This is a genomic window from Pseudomonas sp. Y24-6, assembly GCF_020295325.1.
Taxonomy (GTDB): domain Bacteria; phylum Pseudomonadota; class Gammaproteobacteria; order Pseudomonadales; family Pseudomonadaceae; genus Aquipseudomonas; species Aquipseudomonas gregormendelii.
Window position 1 is genome coordinate 517354 of the sequence record NZ_JACBXG010000001.1, and the last position, 21185, is coordinate 538538.

Annotated in this window: 18 protein-coding genes; 8 read left to right on the plus strand and 10 right to left on the minus strand. The window is 59.9% G+C overall.

Annotated features, from left to right (window positions below; genetic code table 11):
- Window positions 1-105: 105 nt before the first annotated feature.
- The 3 genes from HYI44_RS02455 (at window position 106) to HYI44_RS02470 (ending at window position 2709) form a co-directional block, all read left to right on the plus strand.
- Window positions 106-999, plus strand: coding sequence for a LysR family transcriptional regulator (locus HYI44_RS02455; protein ID WP_225568657.1), 894 nt, complete (start codon window positions 106-108; stop codon window positions 997-999).
- 198 nt (window positions 1000-1197) lie between these two features.
- Window positions 1198-2154 carry an EamA family transporter gene (locus tag HYI44_RS02460; RefSeq protein ID WP_225568658.1) on the plus strand — a complete coding sequence of 319 codons (957 nt, stop codon included), beginning with the start codon at window positions 1198-1200 and terminating at the stop codon, window positions 2152-2154.
- A gap of 255 nt (window positions 2155-2409) precedes the next feature.
- The gene (locus HYI44_RS02470) at window positions 2410-2709 is read left to right on the plus strand and encodes a DUF4189 domain-containing protein (protein WP_122838549.1); all 300 of its coding nucleotides are present in this window, start codon (window positions 2410-2412) and stop codon (window positions 2707-2709) included.
- 49 nt (window positions 2710-2758) lie between these two features.
- Here HYI44_RS02470 and HYI44_RS02475 read toward each other — a convergent pair whose 3' ends face one another.
- From HYI44_RS02475 to HYI44_RS02510, 8 genes are all read right to left on the minus strand, one after another.
- A complete protein-coding gene (locus HYI44_RS02475) occupies window positions 2759-3121 on the minus strand; it encodes a response regulator (protein ID WP_122838548.1) in 363 nt (120 codons plus the stop codon).
- Window positions 3122-3145: 24 nt separating this feature from the next.
- Window positions 3146-4588: an ATPase domain-containing protein gene (locus HYI44_RS02480; RefSeq protein ID WP_225568659.1), complete on the minus strand. Its 1443-nt coding sequence runs from the start codon at window positions 4586-4588 to the stop codon at window positions 3146-3148.
- 89 nt (window positions 4589-4677) lie between these two features.
- On the minus strand, window positions 4678-5994 hold the full coding sequence (locus tag HYI44_RS02485) for a sensor histidine kinase (RefSeq protein WP_225568660.1): 1317 nt from the start codon (window positions 5992-5994) through the stop codon (window positions 4678-4680).
- A gap of 175 nt (window positions 5995-6169) precedes the next feature.
- Window positions 6170-8284 (minus strand): EAL domain-containing protein, encoded by a 2115-nt coding sequence (locus HYI44_RS02490; protein WP_225568661.1) that lies wholly within the window; start codon window positions 8282-8284, stop codon window positions 6170-6172.
- A gap of 9 nt (window positions 8285-8293) precedes the next feature.
- A complete protein-coding gene (locus tag HYI44_RS02495; RefSeq protein WP_122838647.1) occupies window positions 8294-8683 on the minus strand; it encodes a response regulator in 390 nt (129 codons plus the stop codon).
- On the minus strand, window positions 8668-10398 hold the full coding sequence (locus HYI44_RS02500; RefSeq protein WP_225568662.1) for a PAS domain-containing sensor histidine kinase: 1731 nt from the start codon (window positions 10396-10398) through the stop codon (window positions 8668-8670). The genes HYI44_RS02495 and HYI44_RS02500 overlap by 16 nt, the downstream gene beginning before the upstream one ends.
- Before the next feature lie 223 nt (window positions 10399-10621).
- Entirely contained in the window at window positions 10622-11926 is a 1305-nt protein-coding gene (locus tag HYI44_RS02505; RefSeq protein WP_225568663.1) for an Nramp family divalent metal transporter, read from the minus strand.
- A 194-nt stretch (window positions 11927-12120) separates the two neighbouring features.
- Entirely contained in the window at window positions 12121-13077 is a 957-nt protein-coding gene (locus tag HYI44_RS02510; RefSeq protein ID WP_225568664.1) for a threonine dehydratase, read from the minus strand.
- 104 nt (window positions 13078-13181) lie between these two features.
- Between HYI44_RS02510 and HYI44_RS02515 the strand changes: the two genes are divergently transcribed.
- Complete coding sequence (locus HYI44_RS02515) at window positions 13182-13985, plus strand: helix-turn-helix transcriptional regulator (protein ID WP_225568665.1); 804 nt, start codon at window positions 13182-13184, stop codon at window positions 13983-13985.
- 9 nt (window positions 13986-13994) lie between these two features.
- Here the strand turns inward: HYI44_RS02515 and HYI44_RS02520 are convergent, their stop codons facing one another.
- Entirely contained in the window at window positions 13995-14420 is a 426-nt protein-coding gene (locus tag HYI44_RS02520; RefSeq protein ID WP_225568666.1) for a universal stress protein, read from the minus strand.
- A 319-nt stretch (window positions 14421-14739) separates the two neighbouring features.
- Here HYI44_RS02520 and HYI44_RS02525 point away from each other — a divergent pair, with 319 nt between their 5' ends.
- The 3 genes from HYI44_RS02525 to HYI44_RS02535 all read left to right on the plus strand — a co-directional run bounded on the left by HYI44_RS02525 (window position 14740) and on the right by HYI44_RS02535 (window position 18104).
- On the plus strand, window positions 14740-15189 hold the full coding sequence (locus HYI44_RS02525; RefSeq protein ID WP_122838540.1) for a hypothetical protein: 450 nt from the start codon (window positions 14740-14742) through the stop codon (window positions 15187-15189).
- Window positions 15190-15333: 144 nt separating this feature from the next.
- The gene (locus HYI44_RS02530) at window positions 15334-17460 is read left to right on the plus strand and encodes a TonB-dependent receptor family protein (RefSeq protein ID WP_225568667.1); all 2127 of its coding nucleotides are present in this window, start codon (window positions 15334-15336) and stop codon (window positions 17458-17460) included.
- An 83-nt stretch (window positions 17461-17543) separates the two neighbouring features.
- On the plus strand, window positions 17544-18104 hold the full coding sequence (locus HYI44_RS02535) for a hypothetical protein (protein ID WP_225568668.1): 561 nt from the start codon (window positions 17544-17546) through the stop codon (window positions 18102-18104).
- Between the two features lie 1063 nt (window positions 18105-19167).
- Here HYI44_RS02535 and HYI44_RS02540 read toward each other — a convergent pair.
- Entirely contained in the window at window positions 19168-19395 is a 228-nt protein-coding gene (locus HYI44_RS02540) for a hypothetical protein (RefSeq protein ID WP_122838535.1), read from the minus strand.
- Between the two features lie 270 nt (window positions 19396-19665).
- Between HYI44_RS02540 and proP the strand changes: the two genes are divergently transcribed.
- Window positions 19666-21168: a glycine betaine/L-proline transporter ProP gene (gene proP, locus HYI44_RS02545; RefSeq protein ID WP_225568669.1), complete on the plus strand. Its 1503-nt coding sequence runs from the start codon at window positions 19666-19668 to the stop codon at window positions 21166-21168.
- Window positions 21169-21185: the final 17 nt, after the last annotated feature.

Below are 21185 nucleotides of genomic sequence, written 5' to 3' on the forward strand. Positions count from 1 at the left end.
GCACCGGCAACCCAAGCCAGCGCCCGTAGGTGACATAGCTTGACTGATAGGGGATATCTTGATTAGTAGGCATAATCATCATGCGGTTTTGAGAAAAATTCAGTAATGGCCAATACCAAAGTCAACGATCTGCAGGCTTTCCTGGCGGTAGCGCGAGATCAGAGTTTTACCAAAGCCGCCGCCAAACTGGGCGTCACGCCTTCTGCGCTAAGCCATACGATCCGCGCACTCGAACAAAGACTGGGGATCCGACTGCTGGCCCGCACGACACGCAATGTGTCGCCCACGGAGGCGGGAGAACGGTTGATGCGCTCGATTGCCCCGCTCTTTGACCAGATCACTGCGGAGCTTGAAGCGCTGGGCGAGCTTCGGGACAAGCCCAGTGGCACGATTCGTATTTCCTGTACTGACGATCAGATTGAATTGTGCGTGCGGCCGATGCTTGCAGAATTCCTGGCCAGCTACCCGGATATCACGCTGGAGTTCTACGTCGACTATGGCTTCACCAACGTCGTCGAGGAGCGATTTGATGCCGGCATCCGCATGGGCGAATCGATCAGCAAAGACATGATCGCCGTTCGCATAGGCCCGGATTGGCGGTTGGCCGTGGTGGGTTCTCCAGAATACTTCGCCCGCAACCCGGCTCCCACAACCCCCCATGAGTTGACCGGGCATGAATGCGTGAACATCCGCCACCGACCATCCGGGGCGATCTACGCCTGGGAATTCGAAAACGATGGCAAGGCTTTTACGGTCAAAGTTGACGGCCAACTGGTGTTCAACAGCATCATGCACGTACTCAATGCCGCCGCCGATGGCATAGGCTTGGCCTACGTACCCGAAGAACTGGTTGCACCGTACCTGGCCGACGGCCGACTCCAGGAAGTCCTGGCCAACTGGTGCCCTCAGTTCCAGGGCTACCATTTGTACTATCCCAACAGACGCCAGACGTCTGCGGCGTTTTCTGCATTGGTGGAGGCGCTGAGGTACAGAAGCTAAGTTAACGAGTCATACGACCTCTACAGCTTCGCCGAAGCACTAGAAGAATCCCACCAAGCCCAATCCTAAAGCCTTCATAGCTCAACAACCCTCTTGCCCGACCTGGCTGAATACGGTACAAATCGAAGCGGTTGTACGACAACATAATAAAAACCCACGAGCCATCCCGAGTTGGCCTGTCACCCTTCGAGATTTGCCATGCCCCGCCCTGCCCTTGCCCAAACCCTACCGGCGCCTTTCCCCCGCCACCTCGCCGTGATCATTCTGTTGTGCATGGGCTGTGCGTTCGCCGGCAACCATGTGGCGGCACGGGTCGCTTTCGATGACGGCGCGGGTGTATTGCTGGCGATTTTGCTGCGTTCTGGCGGGACCTTGCTGGTACTCGCCATCCTGGTGCTGTGGCAAAAACAGAGTCTGCGTCTGCCGGCAGGTGCCTGGCGCTGGCAATTGTTGTTGGGCCTCCTGATTACCGCGCAGAGCCTGTGTCTGTACTCGGCTGTCGCGCGGGTGCCGGTGGCGCTGGCACTGCTGGTGGCCAACGTGTTCCCCATCCTGCTGGCGTTGCTTACCTGGGCAATGGGCGGCCCGAAACCGACCGCGCGCACCGCTATGTTGATGGGTTTGATTCTGGTGGGGCTGGTGTTTGTGCTCGACGTTCCCGGGCGCCTTTCGACTACCACTGACGTCAGCCCGGAATGGCTCCTGGGCGTCGCACTCGCGTTCTGCGCCGCCAGCGTATTCGCCTGCGCGCTGTGGATCACCGACCACAAATTGGCGCAGGTACGTGGTTCGGTGCGCAGTCTGTTGACCATTTTTATCGTCTTCAGCAGCGTCAATCTGGCGGGCCTGACTGGCGCCCTGCCAGGCGGACTGAACCTGCCCGCCACCTCGACCGGATGGCTGGCCCTCGCCACCCTGGTGGTGCTGTATGGCACCGGCTTTATCGTGCTGTTCATTTCAGTGCCGCGACTGAACATGCCACGCAATGCGCCGGTCATGAACATCGAACCGTTGGCGACGCTGCTGATGGGCTGGATTGTGCTGGATCAAATGCTCAGCGCGGGGCAGGTGCTGGGAGGGGTGATTGTGGTCACCGGCATCGTTTTGCTGACTTATCGCATGACCGGCGCGCCAAAGTTAAGGTCTACGTCATGACTATGCCATGCATCAACTCGATCACGACCTTCACGACCGCCGCGGCGAGCCGCAGGAGGTTGTGTGAATGAAACCAGCGCATAACCCCAAAGACCCGCCAGCAACGGACCGGGGCCCAGACTGAGCTGGCCGGTCAGCTAAGCAAAAGCGGCTGCGAAGGCATTGTCATTACAGGAATGAAAACTCAATATTGCGTAGAAAATAAACCGACTACGCTAAACAGGTCACCATCACGTCGCTACAGGGGACACGGGAATGACCGCCAAAACAGCGCATCCCTGCTCAACCTGGGTCATACCCTCCCTGCTCGCCATTAACCTGGCGCTGACTGCTGGTTGTTCCGGCAGAACCACAACCGCTCGCTACACGGCTTCGAACGTCGGTTCCAGTTGCTATGCCAAGGCCTTGCCCACCGCCGGCGAAGGCGGCCTGGCGTGGGGGGCTACCCTGAGCATCGCCCGGCAGAAGTCGCTGAACAACTGCATTCGTTATGCCGGACGATCAGGCGGCACGCCCAGGACCTGCAAGGTAGTGTTGTCGGAGTGCCGCAATTGATCCAGAAGGGGCAAACAGACTGGCGGTGATGGCAGGTTTGCCAGGCCGGTCAGCTCAACGCCAGCAGCTCCCGCGCCTTGGCGATCACCAGGTCAATGTTGAACGGCTTTTCCAGCACCGCATCGAACAGGTCCGAGCGCTGCATGCCGATGTGGGCCTGGGCACCGCTGATCAGGATGATCGGCAATTGACTGGCCACCGGCAGTGCCCGAATCGCCTTGGCGAATTCGAGACCGTCCATCACCGGCATCATGAAGTCGGTGATGACCAGCGAAGGACGCTCGCGCTCCAGCACCTCAAGTCCTTTTTGGCCATTGCTGGCCTTTACCACCATGAACCCCTCATCCTCCAGCGCGTAGCCGAGGATATCAGCGATCAAGTACTCGTCGTCGACGACCAGGATGGTGGTCATGTCAATTCAACCCGACTCACAGACTTAGGAAATTGAACGGGGCAACGCAGAATCATTGGGGACTGCCGTTGCATGTCGTGAGGCCTTTTTCAGTTCAACGCCGTGTTCATGGATAACCACTTCAAGGAGCGAGGGGTCATAGCAGCTGTCTCGTACCTTGAGAATCGAAAGCAGTCGTCGAAGTTCAGACTGGGTCTCGAAGAAACGCATCAGCATCAGGTTATCGACGATGCTCGACAGGTCCGGCGTCGGGGCACTGACTTCGGAACCGAACACGTCACGCATCTCCCACGAGGCGAATACCGTCACGCCCCGGGCGCGCAGTTCGCTCATCAGGGCGCTGTAGAAATCAGTGATCCGCGCCGGCGTGGTCGACACCCGTGCCAGGCCACTGAGGCTGTCGATGAACACGCGCTTGATGTCCTTCTGCTCGACGATGCTCAGCAGGCGTGCACCCAGACCGTCGATCAAGCCCTCGGTGGTGGGCTGCCAGGCAATGCTCAGCGCCCCACTTTCTTCCATGCCCTTGATGTCGATCCCCAACGACTGGCCCTTGAGCCGCAACCGTTGCGGACTTTCATAAAAACCGAAATGCAGGCCGGGGGCGTCCACTGTCGATTCAGCAAGAAACTTGAGGCCCAGGGTGGTTTTGCCGACCCCTGAGGGGCCCATCACCAAGGTTACGGAGGAGCTGTGCAGTCCGCCGCCGATCAGGCCGTCCAGCGCGCCAATGCCGCTGGTGATGCGCGTCAGGTCTGCGCTGTCAGGCCTGGATGGATGGCTGTAGAGGCTTTCCAGGCGTGGATAGACCACCAGGCCGTCGTCAGTGATTTCGCATTCGTGCAGGCCGGTGAGCGCGCCACTGCCCCGGGTCTTGCGCATCTGGATTCGCCGCACGGAGCGGGTGCCGAACAGCTCTTCACCAATCTCAATGACGCCATCGACCATGGTGTGCTCGGGGCTGCCGTCATCCAGCCGGGAGCTGGTGAGGAACAGCACGGTGCAACCAGCGAAGGCCGCGTGGCCTTGCAGCTCGGAGATGAATTTTTTCGTGTCGATGGGTGAGTCGGCCTTGGAGCGCGCATTGAGCAAACCGTCGACCACCAGCACCGTGGCTTTCTGCCGGCTGATTTCACGCCGCAGCAGTTTGACCACTTCGTCCAGGCCTTCGTTTTCCAGGGTATCAAAAGCGCTGACAAACTGAATCTCGGCGCCGACCCGGGCAGGCTCGAAGAAGCTCAGGGTCGAGAGAAACTGAAACAGACGATCGTGGGATTCAGCCAGCAACGTGGCGACCAGGACCCGGCCGCCATTGCGCGCATGATGAAACCCGAGCTGGTTGGCAAGGATGGTTTTACCAGAACCGGGGCGTCCTTGAATGATATAGGACGAACCCGCGACCAGCCCACCCTTGAGTAGAGCATCAAGCCCCTCGATTCCGCTTTGAAGGCGTTTTAGCTTTTCCAAAATGCAACCCTGATCTGAACTACAGGCCATCAGGCCGAAGGTCTACGATGCTAACGCCATTTTACGATTCGGGCTATCCACTCGCCCGCTCAGGCACACGGTAAATACAAGGTGAACGCACTGCCCTGACCCAGGCAACTCTCCACGCGTATCTCGCCACCAGACTGCTTGGCAAATCCGAACACCTGGCTCAAGCCCAGCCCGGTGCCCTGGCCAACGGTCTTGGTGGTGAAAAAAGGTTCGAAAATCCTTTCGAGACAAAACGGGGCTATACCCGAGCCGTTGTCGCTGATAGCGATGGCAATGAAGTTGCCGTCAATGGCAGGGTCACCCCGGGTAGCCGGAATACGGTCAGCCCGGGTCACGCTGATGACCAGTTCACCCTGGCCGTTCATGGCTTCAATGGCGTTGTTGGCCAGGTTGAGCAGCGCCACTTCGAACTGGCCTGGATCAGCGAGAATCGCACAGCATTCTCCGGGCAAATCGATGACGACGTTGATCCCCGGCCCCGCCTCCAACTTCATGACGTCGGCGATAGCTGTGACACTCGCGTTCACATCCAGCGCCGACGGATTGAGCGCCTGACGGCGCGCAAATGACAGCAACTGACCGGTAAGGCTGCTGCCTCTTTCCACGGCCTCGGAAATCGCTTCGACCAGGCGTAGACGGCGTTCCTCGGAACTGCCAGGGCGTTTGAGCAAGTCACAGGACGACCGGATGACGGTCAGCAGGTTGTTGAAGTCATGGGCGAAGCGTCCGGTCAAGCGCCCCACGGCCTCCATCTTCTGCGACTGGCGTAATTGTTCCGTGCGCACCTGTACCTGATGCTCAAGGGACGCGGCCAAATCGCGCAGATCATCCCGGGCACGGCAGCGTTCGGTTGCCATGCGGGTGCGTTCGGCGACTTCGCGAATCAGCGCCAGTTCATCATCCGACCAGTCGCGAACTTCGCAATGGTTGAGGTAGAGCAGTGCCACCGGCCGGCCTTTTTCGGTGATGGGCATATTGATAAACGACTGGGCGCTGATCGCCTTGAGCTGCTGGGCACTGTCGCGAGTTCGCGGGTCCTCGGCAACATCGCGCACCACCACCGTCTCGCTTTTTTTCAGGTCTTCGATGTAGCTGCCATACTCGCGAAAACTCAAGACGCCGGCCAGGGTTTCGATCCCCGGCGCGTTCCAGTCGCGTTCGATCGTGATGGTCTCGGCCACCGGGTCAATGGTGCCGTAGCCAACCCGGCTGACCTGCAATGTGCGGCCGAGTATCTCCGCTGCCGCATAGGCCAGCGCGGGCGTGTCATCCAGGTCGCGAATCCGCTCGCCTATCTCTATAAGGGCGAGCCGATGGGTGTCGTAAGCCAGGAAGCCAGCCCCGGCCCCGGCCCCGGGTAAATGATTAGTTGGCATGTTGAGTCCGGCTCATTGTGAGACTGCCCTTCGTGCACTGGGCAACGTCGTCTTGTGTAAAGCCAACCTTTGCTTTTTGCCCACCTGACGGCAAGCGCAAAATTGCCCCCCTATGGGCGATGGATTGCGATCCACGGCAAAAGGTTTCAAAATTTTATGGCGAGTATCATTTTATTCAGTGAAACGCCTGTCGCGCGAGCAGGAACTTCTCCAGCTCCGGGACCGGCAAGGGCCGGCTGAACAGGTAACCCTGCACCTGATCACAACCGTTTTCCGTGAGGAATGCCAGCTGCTCTGGGGTCTCTACACCCTCGGCGATAACCTGCAGATCAAGGCTGTGCGCCAGTTCGATAATGGTCCGGGCAATCGCGGCGTCCTGGGGGTTGCTGGTCACCTCGCGGATGAAGGCAATGTCGATCTTGAGTTTGTCTATCGGGAATCGCCGCAGGTAGGCCAGGCTGGAATAACCGGTGCCAAAGTCGTCGATGGAAACCTTGACCCCCAGTTGCTTGAGCGTTTGCAGGCTGGCGATGGTGTGGGCGGTATTTTCCATCAGCGAGCTTTCGGTCAATTCGATTTCCAGCCAGTGTGGATCAATCTGATTGTCGATCAGGGCCTGGCGGATGCTGGCGATCAGGTCGCCCTCGATGATCTGCTGGCCGGACACGTTGACCGCCACCTGCAACGGTCCCTGTCCGGCACGTTGCCACTCGGCCATTTTCTGACAGACCTGGGTGATCACCCAGTTACCTACCTCGGTAATCAGCCCCATGCTTTCCAGGATAGGTACGAACACCGCCGGAGACACATTGGCCTGCCCCGGCCGCGGCCAGCGCAACAGGGCTTCGAGCCCGCACACCGCGCCGTCTTCCAGACCGATCTTGGGCTGGTAGAACAGTTCGAACGCCTGCTGTTGCACGGCTTCGCGAAGGGCGTTTTCCATCTCCTGGCGAGCCGATGCCTCCACGTTCATTTGCGCGGTATAAAACCGGTAGGTATCGCGGCCGATCTTCTTCGCCCGGTGCCTGGCCGTGTTGGCCTGTTTGATCAGACTCTGGGCATCGGCGGCGTCGTTGGGGTACAGGGAAATGCCGATACTGGCGGTCATCGACGTGTCCTGGCCGTCGAGCTGAAACGGCAGGCGCAGCACTTCACGGATGCGCTCGACGGTCTGCAGCGGGTCCGCCTGGCCCTGGCGGAGCATCAGGATCAGGGCGAATTCGTCACCGTGCAAGCGCCCCAGGGTATCGCTGACGTTGAGGCAGCCGGTCAGGCGCTGAGCCAGTTCAGCCAGCATCTGGTCACCCAGCAGGTGGCCCCAGGTTTCATTGACGTTGTTGAAGTCGTCCAGATCTACCGTCACCACGGCCAACTGCCAATCGCTGAGCGCCGCCTGGGTGAGCCCCATCTCCAGGGTGGTAAAAAAAAGATTGCGGTTGGGCAGGCCGGTCAAGGTGTCGTAGTGGGCCATTTGCAGCATGCGCTGGTCGTTTTCCTTGCGCTGGGTGATGTCGCGCGCGATGCCGACAATGATCCAGTCGTCGCCGGTCTTGTAGGCCTGGCGATGGACTTCAACCTCCAGGAAACTGCCGTCCTTGCAACGGATGCGCGACTCCGCAGGCTCGATCGGCCCTGTGCCGGCGATGATCTGGTCATATAAGCCCTTGAGCTCTTCAATGGTCTGGTCGCTGAGGTCCGCAGGGGTCATGCGCAGGAGCTCTTCAGGGGTGTAACCCAGTACCTGGCAGGCCCGCCGGTTGAATTCGATCAGCTGCATGCTGCTGCGGTTGACCAGGAAAATCGCATCCCCCGACGCATCCATTGCCGAGCGAAAGCGCTCCAGGTCGATGGTGCGCTGCTGCAGCTGCTCTTCGAGCATCAGGCTGTGGCTTTTGAGGTAGTCGCCGAACGCCTTGAGCCGCAGCAGGTTGCGCACCCGCAGCCACAATTCGGCACTTTCCACCGGCTTGCTGAGAAAATCTTCAGCGCCCGCCTCCAGGCCCGATATGCGCGCACTGTGCTCCCCCAGGGCCGAGAGCATGATGATCGGGATGTTCGAGGTGGCCTTGTCGGTTTTCAGGTGCCGGGCGACTTCGTAGCCGTCCATCCCCGGCATCATGATGTCGAGCAGGATCAGGTCGGGCGGCTGTTGCGCAATCATCGCGAGAGCCTCTTCCCCCGAACTGGCGGTTTGTGTCTGATAACCCTGGTTCTGCAGCAGGATCTGCAGCAATTTGCGCACATGGGTTTCATCGTCGACGATCAACAGGGTAGCGGCAGTGTCGGACATGGAGAGAGCTCAGGTAGAGGGCTGTTGAGGCAGAGTGTTTTGCAGCAACGTGTCGATGACCCGGTAGAGCTCCTTGTAGCGTAGTGGTTTGATGATGTAGGCGTTGCAACCCGCCTGGCGGGTCTTTTCCTCGTCTTCCTTCATGGCCATGGCGGTGAGCGCGACCACCGGAATGGCCGCTGTCGCCGCGTCCTCCTTGAGCAGCGAGGTGGCCTTGAGGCCATCCATGCCCGGCAGCTGGATATCCATCAGGATAAGTGCAGGTTGCCGCTCGCGTGCCAGCTTCAGGCCGGTTTCCGCATCAGCCGCGCAAATGACGCTGTGACCGGCACTGGTGAGCAGCAACCGGGCCAGGCGCATATTGGCGGCGTTGTCTTCGACGATCAGGATTTCAGCCACGGCGCCTCCACAATTGTTGTTCCACGGATGGGCAACCAGGCCACGAACCGGGCCCCTGCCCCTTCGCGGCTGGCAACCGCGACACTGCCACCCTGCAACTCGGTCAATTGCTTGACCATTGCCAGACCCAGGCCAGTGCCCTCGAATTTGCGGGCCAGGCTGCTGTCGATCTGGCTGAAGGCCTTGAACAGCTTGTCCATGTCCGCCTGGGCGATACCGATACCGGTATCGCTGACACTCAGTTGCAGAAACTGCTCATGCTCGCTGGACGGCACCTCAAAGCCGTGCACCGGCCAGTCGCCTTCGATGATCCCGACCTGCTCGCGCGTAACCTGCTTGACTGCCAGCGTGACCACGCCTCCAGCGGCGCTGAACTTCACCGCGTTGGCCAGCAGGTTGTAGACGATTTGCTTGGTCTTGCGCAGGTCCAGCTCGAAGGTGCCCAGGTCGGCGTCGGTTTCCAGTTTCAATTGAATACGTTGCAGGGCCGCTTTTTCGCGCACGATCAATAAACTGTTGCTCAGCAGGCCTTGCAGCTCGACGGATTCGAGCTCCAGGGCCATCATCCCGGCTTCGACCTTGGACAGGTCAAGGATGTCATTGATCAGCGACAGCAGATGCTGGCCGCTGGAAAAGATGTCGCTGATGTACTCGCGCTGGGTGTCGGTCATGTCACCCACCATGCCGTCCTTGAGCGCTTCGGAAAAACCGATCACGGCGTTCAACGGAGTGCGCAGTTCGTGGGACATGGTCGCCAGGAACTCCGACTTCATCAGGCTGGCATGTTCGAGTTCGACGTTTTTCTCTTCGAGCGTGCGCTCGAAGCGCTTGCGCTCGGTGACGTCGCGGGCGGCGGCGAAGACCCCCTGCAACTTGCGATCTCGGTCGTGGAAGGTCGCCGCGTTATAGGACACCACGGTTTCGGTGCCGTCGTAGGCACGCACCGTCAGTTCGTAGTCGCTGACCTTGTTCTCGCTGAGCACGCGCTTGATGGCCGCATCGGCTCGTGCAGGGTCGGTGAAGAAGTTGCGGCACGGCGCGCCGATCAACTCGTCGCGGGTGCGGCCGGTCAGCTCCATCATCTGCTTGTTGACGTCGGAGATGATCCCCTGGGGATTGGTCATCATCAGCGCATCGATGTTCGACTCGATCAGCGAGCGGGTATAGAACTGCTGGTCGCGCAGGCGTTGATCGAGCAGGGCCTGGGTGGCTTCTTCCTGCTTGCGTGCGGTGTTGTCGGTGCCGATCAGCAGGTAGCCGATGATGACTTCGGCGCTGTCGCGCAATGAAGTCACCGAGACCATTGCCGAGAGGCGGCTGCCGTCCTTGCGGATGTAGGTCAGCTCATAAATATCTTCGATGCCCCGGGAAGCCTTGAATACCAGCGCGTCGAAGCCCGGTGTGATTACGGTCTTGAGTTCCAGGCTCAGGGCTGCGGCACGGGTGATCAGCTCGGCAGGGTCGGAAATGTCCGCCGGGGTGATCTTGTCGACCACGTCTTCGGACAGATACCCAAGCATGCGCTCGGCGCCCACGTTGAAGATCTGGATCACGCCTTTTTCGTCGGTGGCGATGCTGGAAAAGTAGGCGCTGTTGAAAATTGCGTCTTGCAGGGCACCGGTCTTGAGCAGGCTTTTCTGCCTTCGAAACTCGACAATCTTCTCGGCGCGAGACTGGGGTTCGGAGGGTGGACGATCTACTGGCGGGGTTTCCATGGAATGGTTTTCCGTTAACTCGCAAACCTGACCGTGATGACGGTGCCGTAAAGCGTGCTTACGGAAAATCGCCCGGATGGACGATTAGAGGTTTTCTTACGATAGCAGAGCGTGGCTTGGAGGGTGCGCCTGGAAACTTTCGTAAGGCTTTCAGCGATGAACAAATCCATCAACCGCATGCCCGCCGCCAAGGGGCCAAGGAGCCCCTCGAGGGTTGCAGCTGCTACAGGCTGAACAGGTCAACGCCCAGCTGGAACGCGACCCACAAGGCCAGGCCGGTGGCAAACAACAGTGCGATGTTCTCGAACAGATTGTTGCGGTACTGCTTGTCCAGCAACGACTTCTGGTTGGACATGATCAGCAGCCCGAGGGAGATGACCGGCAAACCGATGATGTTCAGCGCGCTGACACCAATGGTCAGGGTCACAAAGTCCGGCATGCCAGGCAGCGACCAGACCAGCGGAGTCACGAGGATGAACAGCATGAACCACTTGTGCATCGGATCATGGTGAAACTCTTTGCCGTACTTCTCGCGACGCTTGGGCCGCACGTGCTGGAAGGCGTCGGTGATGAGCATCGGAAAGGCGGTGGTTTTGCCGGAGATGCTGGCGAACAGGGTCGCAAATACGCCAATGAAGAACACATACCAGCCGATCGGGCCGAAGAAGATTTCCAGCGCCTTGCCCAGGTCAGCGAGGGTTTTTACTTCGATGCCGTTGGGCCGCAGTATTTCCGCGCCGACGATCCAGATGGCCAGGTTGATCACGATTCCGACGAACACGGCAAACAGCAGATCGTTGCGCTGGATGCGCTTGTGCTCCGGTCCGGTCCAACCCTTCTGGCGCATGACATAAGGGTGCACGAAGTTGGCAATGGAGCCGGCCACCGCGCCGATCACCGATACCGCCACCAGCAAGGCGCCATGCACGCCTTCATCTGGCGGAATGCTGAAACCGATGGTGCCTTTGATGATACCGGTCACGTCGGGACCGGACATGACGGCAAGGGCAATGAACGCCAGGGTCATGATCGCCAGCAGCACCTTCATGACGCCTTCGATCATCGAGTAGATGTTGCGACCCACCAGCAGCCACACCGCCAGCACCACCGCCAGGGAACATAACAAAGGCTGGTCGATTTTCAACAGCATCGCCAGGGACTCACCGGCCCCCTTGATCATATAGGCGTTCATCAAATGCCCCATCAACAGGGCGTACACAAGCATGAACCAGGCAAAAAACGGATTGAGTTGGGCGTAGCCCTGGAGGATGGTCATGCCCTGGATATTGCACAGCTGGAAGCGGGCAATGATGTTGACGATCAGGTATCTCAACAGCAGGGAGACGGCCAGCACCCACATCATCGCGTAGCCGTAGTTGGCCCCTGCCACAGACGAAGTGATCAGATCACCGGCGCCAAGCCAGGACAAAACGGCGATGATTCCGGGCCCCAGCAGCTTGAGTATTCGGGCAAAACGATTTTGCGCGGGCGCCGCGACTTTGCCTTCGACGGAAGGAATGCTCGTCATGGAAGGTATCTCCGTTATTTTTTTTGTGAGAACGGGCGCATTCCAACACAGTACGTACGACGTCGTACAACTACTAAAATAAAGAGAGTATGAGGAAATGTTTCCATGTTGAGAGTCGAGCGCCGCGACTGGAGTCACCTGCGCCCGGTTACAGCTATCATTCGATTCGCCAAGCTTAAGGATCGCCAGTCCCGCTACTGGATCACCTGTGCATATACCCCACGATCGACGTTGCCCCCCGACAGGATCACCCCGACTGTCCTGCCCGCCATGGCGTCACGCTCCTGTACCAGGGCCGCCAGGGCCGAGGCGCCCGCGCCTTCTGCAAGGTTATGGGTATCGGTGTAATACATGCGCATCGCTTCGGCGATCTGACCGTCGTTGACCGCGACAATTCGCGCCGCGCCCGCACTGTAGATGGCAAACGCCTCGGGAATCGGCTTGCGCACCGCCAGGCCATCGGCAAAGGTGTTCGCCGAAGGGGTTTCACAGATCTTTCCCGCCTCAAACGATAACCTGACAGCGTCAGCCTCCGTCGACACCACACCCACCACCTGGGTCTTGAGGCCCAACGCATCGCGCGCGGCGATCACCCCGCAGATCCCCGAACCACAACCGATCGGCACATAGACGGTGTCGAGGTCGGGCACCGCAGTGAACAGTTCCAGGGCATAGGTGGCCACGCCCTTGACCAGTTCAGTGTGAAACGGCGGCACCAGCAACAGATCATGCGCCTGCGCCAGGCGGGCAGCCTCGACCCGGGCATCATCGAAGTCGCGACCGCACTCGACCACCTCTCCCCCGAAGCCACGCATGGCGTTGTTCTTCTCCACCGAGTTGCCTTCGGGCACCACGATCAACGCGCGCAAGCCCACGGCACTGGCAGCCAGCGCCAGGCTCTGGCCATGGTTGCCGCGAGTCGCGGTGACGATGCCCTTCACGCCGGGGTGGTTGCGCTTGAGCCAGTGCATGAAGGTAATGCCGCCACGTACCTTGAAGGCGCCCGTGGGGGTATGGTTTTCATGCTTGACCCACACTGTGCAGCCCAGCCGTTCTGCCAGCAACGGCCAGGCGTACTGAGCCGTGGCGGGCATGACCTGGTACACCAGGCGGGCCGCCTGTTCGATGTCGTCGCGAGTCAATGTGTGCATGGGCAGTCTCCGTGATGTTTTGCCCAGTCTAGGCACGCAGGCGATACGTCGGCTTTCAGAAAACCGACCTGACTTTTTTGCCCCATCTTCACTACTATGCGGGCATGAACCCGCGAAATCGCCTGCCCTCAACGCTCATGACCGAACCGGTGCGCCGGGTCGACGCCGGGGCGTGGGCGATTGAGTTGTTGCCCGCCTCCGCCTACGCGACCCGTTACGTGGCAAGCCAGGCCGCCATTGGTTTCGCCTTTGACAGCCAGCGTGGCGTGCACGCTATCGGCAGCGACCGGGTCCGGCCCTTCCTCGCCACTCCCAACGGCCTGGCGTTTGTCCCGACCGGTTGCGATGTGTTGTCCGAGTCCTCGCAGGGCGGTGAATACCTGCGGGTGGTGCGCACCGATGGCCTGGAATTGCCGGGCGATCACGCTTTTAACAATCGCATCGATCCGCAAGCGATTCGCCTCGCGCTGCGCATGCGCAACGCAATGCTGCACGCCACCGTGGATGACGATTGGCAGGCCTGGGCACTGGCCCTGGCTGAGCGGGCAACGGCGCACTTCGCCTCGCCTGCGCAACCGACAGGCTCCCTGACGGCCAATCGCCTGCGCCTGCTGGATGAGTTCATCGATGCAGGTCTTGAGGGGCCGCTGAGTGTGCAGGCGATGGCCGGCCTGCTTGAACTGTCGGAAGGGTTTTTCATGCGGGCGTTCAAGCAGGCCACCGGTAAAAGCCCGCACAGCTACCTGATCGACCGGCGCCTGGCCAAGGCCCGCGCCCTGCTGCGCGACTCAGGCGCCAGCCTGGCCGATATCGCCCTGACCTGCGGCTTCAATTCCCAGGCGCATATGGCGACGCTGTTCCGACAACGGCTGGGGGCGAGTCCGGGGCAGCTGCGCAGTGGCAAATAACGACACCCCTCACCCCGCCTCAATCAGAATCGGGCAGGGAGCATTCTGCAAAACCTCATACGCCACCGAGTTGCCCACCAGCCGCTCAAACGTCGACATGTGGTGATGCCCCATCACTATCAGATCGCAGCCCTGCTCCCGGGCGTGCTTGCAGATGGCATTCTCCGGGTCGCCGGCAATGACGGTGGCGGTGCATTTGATGTGTCGAGCCTGAAGAAACAGGCGGGCCTTTTCGACAACTTCTTCGCAGTGCAACTGCTCTGTCCACGAAGCAGGCGATGCTTGCCGGGATTCAAGATCCGGTGCGCTGAATTCGTAAGCGATCACGCTCACGACATGCACCCGCGTCGCGTCATGGGCCACTTTCATGGCCAACTCCAGGACCTTGTCGCTCTGGGCATTGCCGTTGATAGCCACCAGGATTTCACTGAACATCATGGGTCCCGTTTGATTGCTGAACAAGAAAGCTCAAGAGCCGCGAAGTCTAGCAACCGTCAAATTCTCCGATAACTGACTTGTGAGCACTGTATGAGTGCACCCAACGCAGCAATCGCCTTACTCCAGGTTTCGGGCACCACCAACCCCATGGCGAGCGAGCTTGCTCGCGCCAGGTGGCAAAACGGCCCCAAAACCGGTCGCCGCGAACCGATAAGTTGCCTGTCGCCACGTCAGAGTCAAACCCGCTAATCAGCAGATTCGACAGCGACAAACCTACTAATCTACCAGTGCAGTTTTTCCACTCTGGAGATTCGACATGAAACTCGGAAACTCATTGGCATTGCTGATCACCGTCACTTTGGTCGGTTGCACCACTCCAGCCCAGAAAGGAGTATCCGTGCCGCTCCAGGCCACCCGGCATAACACCGGGCAAATCGGCAATGTGACCCTGGCCAACTGGGGCAAGAAAACCGGATTCAACTTCATCATCAGTGGCGTTCCGGACGGCGCCTCCCTGCCACTGCGGCTATATACCTTCATCAACAAAGGCAGCTGCCAGCAGCCCGGCCCCGTTGCCTACGAAATGAACGACCAGGTCAACACCGAACGCCAGGCCATCCGCGGCTGGGTATTCTCAAGAAGTGCGCCAGTGGAACTGCCGGTGTTGCTTGCCAGTGAGCACTCGGTCGTCGTGCGAACTGCCCCGGACAGCGGCAATCTCGATATTTTTTGCGGTGATATCAAGCGAGCAGGCTCGGTGAATTAGTCTCGGGGTGGATGTGACGCGTAATGAGGGCTTATCAGGGTCAGCATACCGCCTGGAGCATTAGTTTTTCGGCCGTTATGTGCTCCCTTCGGTGTTTCCTGCGTCGCACTTCTCACTGCCCGCCCCTTTCACCCGGAGTTCCCCATGCCCTCGCCCCATTCCTTCCCGGCAGCCTTGCTGGGCCTGGCTTTCGTTTGTCCGGCCATCGCCGCGGCCCAGGGCATGGAGTTGGGACAGGTGCTGATCGAAGCTGACGGACAAGGCACCGCAGACTCGTCCATCGAAGACGCCCGCGAGCGGCTGGGCCAGGTGCCTGGCGGCACTAACGTGGTCGACATGCGCCGTGCGCTGCAGGGTCGAGTTGCCAGCAATCAGGATGTGCTGGCCTATCAGCCGGGCGTCTATGCACAGTCTGCGGGCAATGAAGGAGTGAAGATTTCGATCCGTGGCTCGGGAATCAACCGTGCGCCCGGCGCCCATGCCTCGGGGCTGTACGCCATGCTCGACGGCCTGCCGCTGACGGGTCCGGGGGGCACGCCTTATGAGTTGCTCGAGCCGCTGTGGCTCGATCATGTGGAAGTGCTGCGCGGTGCCAACGGGTTTGACCGGGGTGCGCTGGCCCTGGGTGGGGCCATCGACTATATCAGCCACACTGGCTACGACGCGGCGCGGTTGCAGGTGCGCTATGCGGTAGGCAGTCACGGCTATCAGCAGCGCCAGATCAGTTCCGGGCAGGTGCTGGGCGCATTCGATTACTACGTGGCGGTGACCGACGCGAGCGCCGACGGGTATCAGGATCACACCGCCAGTAAAAGCCAGGGGCTGATCGCCAACTTCGGTTATCGCTTCAACCCGAACCTGGAAACACGCTTTTATCTGCGTCACCGCCAGACTGACAACGATCTGGCCGGACGCGTGAGCAAGCACTCCATCGAACACGACGCACGGGCGGCCAACCCGGCCTATGTCGCACGGGACGACAGCCGCGATCAGCCGGGCAGCACGTTCATCGGCAACAAGACCACCTGGTTCATCGATGACGACTCAAGCATCCAGACCGGGCTGGTCTACCACGACTATCCGATGGACCTGCGCGAAGGCCCCAACCGCCTGAAGGTAGCGTACTCGGATGTCAGCGGCACCTTCGACTACAAGCGTCGCGATACTCTGTGGGGCCTGGAAAGCCAGAGCAATGTCGGCCTGCGAGTGACCAGGCACCTGCCCAACGCCGGCGCCAGTGAATCGGTGCGCATTCCCACCGGCAACACCGCCGGGTACGCCCCGGGCACCGCCATGCGCAATTTCACCTATCAGGGCTCGGACACTGTGCTGCACGCAGGCAACGATCTGCAGATCGCCGACGACCTGTGGCTGACCACCGGCCTCGCCGCCATCTACACCCGCCGCGAAAGCGCCGTGACCTACCCCGACGGCGGCGGCAAGACCAGCCTCAATGACTGGGACTACGCCCCGCGCCTGGGCCTGCGCTATCAGGTGAACCCGGATCTGCAACTGTTTGGCAACCTCAGCCGATCCGTTGAAGGGCCGCATCCGTGGTCGCTGATCTACAGCGCCAACCAGCGCTTCCCGGCAGGCAGCGGCGCCGCCACAGGCACTCAACGTGACCCGGTCAAGCTGCAAAACCAGACCGCAACCACCCTGGAACTCGGCGGGCGCGGCGACAGTCGCCTCGGTCAATGGAGCCTGGCCTGGTACTACGCCCAGGTGCATAACGAGTTGCTTTCGGTGCTGCCGGACGCCAACGCCACCACGCCATACGAACTCAACGCCAGCCCAACCGTGCATCAGGGTGTCGAAGCCGGCCTGCAGAGTAACCTCTGGTCCCGGGACGACGGCGGTCAACTGAGCCTGCGCCAGAGCTATACGTTCAGCGACTTCCATTACCGCGACGACGATCGCTTCGGCGACAACCGCCTGCCGGGCCTGCCAATGCACTACTACCAGGGCGAACTGCGTTATGACTGGCCCCAGGGATTTTTTGCCGGGCTGAACACCCAGTGGGTGTCCAAAGTGGCGGTCGATTACGCCAACAGCTATTACGCCGATCCCTATGCACTGTTCGGTGCGACGGTAGGCTACAACTCGCCCAAGGACGACTGGCAGACCTGGCTGGACCTGCGCAACCTGACCAACAAGCACTACGCCGCCACGGTCACGCCGGGCTATGACGACAAGGGCCTGGATGCCGCGCGGTCGACGCCGGGTGAAGGCCTGGGTGTGTACGCCGGGGTGTCGTGGAGCCTGCGCTGAGGCCTGCACGTCGCTGGGTGGTGGTCTACGCTTGCGACAACTTTGCGGTGTTGCGCAGTTTGGCGATCTGAACAGGAGGTGTGATGAACAACTTCGCCATTGTGGCCACGGTACTCTCCATGATCCTGGGGTTGTCCGTTACCCGCCTGCTCCTGGGTGCATTGACCGTTTTCCGCATTCGCCGGGTCGCCAAACCTGACTGGGTGCCCCTGGTCTGGGCGATCATGCTGTTCGCCACCCAGCTGGATTTCTGGTGGGCGGTGAACTCCCTGCCGGCGGTCAAGACGACCTTTTCGTTCACCGAATTCCTGGTGCTGGTCCTGCTGGCGTTATCGTTGTTCGTAGCCGCAGCGCTGCTGCTTCCCAGCCGCAGCGAAGACGAACAGCACGGCCTGCGCATCTACTTCGAGCAGGATGGCCGCTACGCCCTGCTGTCGCTGTCGACCTACCTGCTGCTCGGGCTGTGCGTTAACGTGTGGTTTTTCAAGGCCTCGCCGCTTGCGCTTTGGGGAGTCCTGGATGTGATCATGATCGTCCTGCCGGTCTGCGCATTCCTGGCCCGGTCACGTAAAACGTATTCGTTCATTACCCTGATGTACGTGCCTATCACTGCGGTCGACCTCGCAGTTTCACTATCAAACTAAGCGGGCTTTGCCCGGACCTTGAAAGCCTCGCGCCGGGTTTGTCGTTCTGCTGAGTAAGCCTCGTCAAGTGCCTTACCCAAACCTTCCCGATGCAACAGTTCGGCAATCTCTGGCAGACAACGTTCTGACCCACATCACAAATCCCAGTTGGAGCAATTGTCTTCCCCCTGCCACATCAATATCGAATGTGCAGACGCCATCGCGGGCACGCCCGGCTCCCACAGAGATATCTGCCGTACACAACTGCTGCGCCCACCACAACAACCCTGTGGGAGCGGGCTTGCCCGCGATGGCGTCAGCACATTCGATATTGATGTGGCAGGGAGATTGCCATCGCGGGCAAGCCCGGCTCCCACAGAGATATCTGCCGTACACAAATGCTGCGCCCACCACAAAAACCCTGTGGGAGCGGGCTTGCCCGCGATGGCAATCTCCCTGCCACATCAATGTCGAATCCGCAGACGCCATCGCGGGCAAGCCCGGCTCCCACAGAGATATCTGCCGTACACAAATGCTGCGCCCGCCAAAAAAAAACCTGTGGGAGCGGGCTTGCCCGCGATGGCTATCTCCCTGCCACATCAATGTCGAATGTGCAGACGCCATCGCCAGCAGGCTGGCTCCCACAGTGATCTGCGCCGAACACAAATACTGCGTCACCACCAATACCTGTGGGAGCAAGGCTTGCCCCCGATGGCAATCTCCCTGCCACATCAATATCGAATGTGCAGACGCCATCGCCAGCAGGCTGGCTCCCACAGTGGTCTGCGTCGAACATAAATACTGCGTCCACCACCATTCCACTGTGGGAGCGGGCTTGCCCGCGATGGCTATCTCCCTGCCACATCAATGTCGAATGTGCAGACGCCATCGCCTGCAGGCTGGCTCCCACAGTGATCTGCGCCGTACACAAATGCTGTGTCCACCAACAATACCTATGGGAGCGGCGGTGCGACGATTCGACTTGCCCGTGAGCAAGCGTCTTAGCCGGCTAACGCAATACGGCTCTGCGTGGCGTACTCGCTGGCGCGTGTTGCGTGCATTCCCAAGGGGAATGCGATTGCACTCAATCGAGCACCTTAATCTGCGTCAAGCCTACCACCTCAGCTTGTTGCACAATTTCCTCCGGCGATGCGTCAGCCGGGGGCATGATCAGGCCGTTTTCCGCGTCCCCATAATGTAACTCCAACAGATGCAGGGCGGCCTCATGAGCGGGTAGTTGCTCTTGCTTGAGCTCGAACAGGTGGGAGCGGAGCTCGCCGTTGAACAGGTATTGCACCGTGAAATTGCGCATGATCGATCCTCGGAATGAAAGAAGTGCTGCAAATCATCCTGACCGCCAGGTCAGCTTTTAGTTCGCACAGTTCCAGCTTGGCGAAGATCCTGCCACTTTGGGCAAATGCAAAAAATACCAGCAAGTGGTGAATTATTTAGTGTCCTTATGTATCTGAACAGCAAGAGGCCATGCCATCAAAAAGATGGCATGGCCAAGGTAACCCCTCTAGACCGGGCTATACCGGGCTGGTGGCTTGCATCAAGACTGATCAGGTACAGAGTGGCTCGCATGCAATCATCTGAGAAAAACGTCAATCCAATCGGGTTGAAAGACATCACCATTGTCGACGACGCCAAGATGCGCAAGGCGATCACTGCCGCCGCACTGGGCAACGCCATGGAATGGTTCGACTTCGGCGTCTATGGGTTTGTCGCGTACGTGCTCGGCAAGGTATTTTTCCCCGGCGCCGACCCTGGCGTGCAAATGATCGCCGCGCTGGCGACCTTCTCCGTGCCTTTCCTGATCTGGCCCCTGGGCGGTTTGTTCTTCGGTACCCTGGGCGACAAGTACGGCCGGCAGAAAGTCCTGGCCGCCACCATTGTGATCATGTCGCTGAGCACCTTCGCCATCGGGCTGATCCCGTCCTACGCCTCGATTGGCATCTGGGCGCCGATCCTCCTGCTGCTGGCCAAAATGGCGCAGGGCTTCTCGGTTGGAGGGGAATACACCGGCGCTTCGATCTTCGTCGCCGAATACGCCCCAGACCGCAAGCGTGGTTTCCTCGGCAGCTGGCTGGACTTCGGCTCGATTGCCGGTTTTGTGCTCGGTGCCGGGGTGGTCGTGCTGATCTCCACCATCATAGGTGAAGAACAGTTCGAAGCCTGGGGCTGGCGTCTGCCGTTCTTCCTCGCCCTGCCCCTGGGCATGATCGGGCTCTATCTGCGTCATGCGCTGGAAGAGACTCCGGCGTTCCAGCAGCATGTAGAGCAGCTGGAGCAGGACGATCGCGACGGCCTGGCCCGTGGGCCGAAGGTGTCTTTCAAGGAAGTCGCCACCAAGCACTGGCGCAGCCTGTTGACTTGCATCGGCGTGGTCGCGGCGACCAACGTCACTTACTACATGCTGCTCACCTACATGCCGAGCTACCTCACGCACAACCTGCACTACAGCGAAAATCACGGTGTATTGATCATCATCGCGATAATGGTCGGCATGCTGTTCGTCCAGCCGCTGATCGGGCTGGTCAGCGACAAGATTGGGCGTCGTCCTTTCATCATCTGCGGCAGCGTTGGCTTGTTCTTCCTCGCTATTCCGGCGTTCATGCTGATCAACAGCGGCAAGCTCGGCCTGATTTTTTCCGGGTTGCTGATGCTGGCGGTGCTGCTGAACTTCTTCATCGGGGTAATGGCGTCCACCCTCCCGGCGATGTTTCCTACGCATATCCGCTACAGCGCGCTGGCCAGCGCCTTCAACGTCTCGGTGCTGATCGCGGGCCTGACGCCGGCCATCGTCGCCTGGCTGGTGGAAAGCACACAAAACCTTTACATGCCGGCCTATTACCTGATGGTGATCGCCGTAGTCGGCCTGGTCACGGGCGTGACGATGAAAGAAACGGCCAACAAACCACTACGCGGTGCGGCGCCAGCGGCTTCCGACCTTGAAGAAGCACGGGAGCTGCTGCAGGAGCACCATGACAACATCGAGCAGAAGATCGAGGACCTCGATGCCGAAATCGCCGAGCTGCAAGCCAAGCGCGAGCGTCTGGTGCAGCAGCATCCGCGAATTGATTAAACCATCTGTCCCGGGTG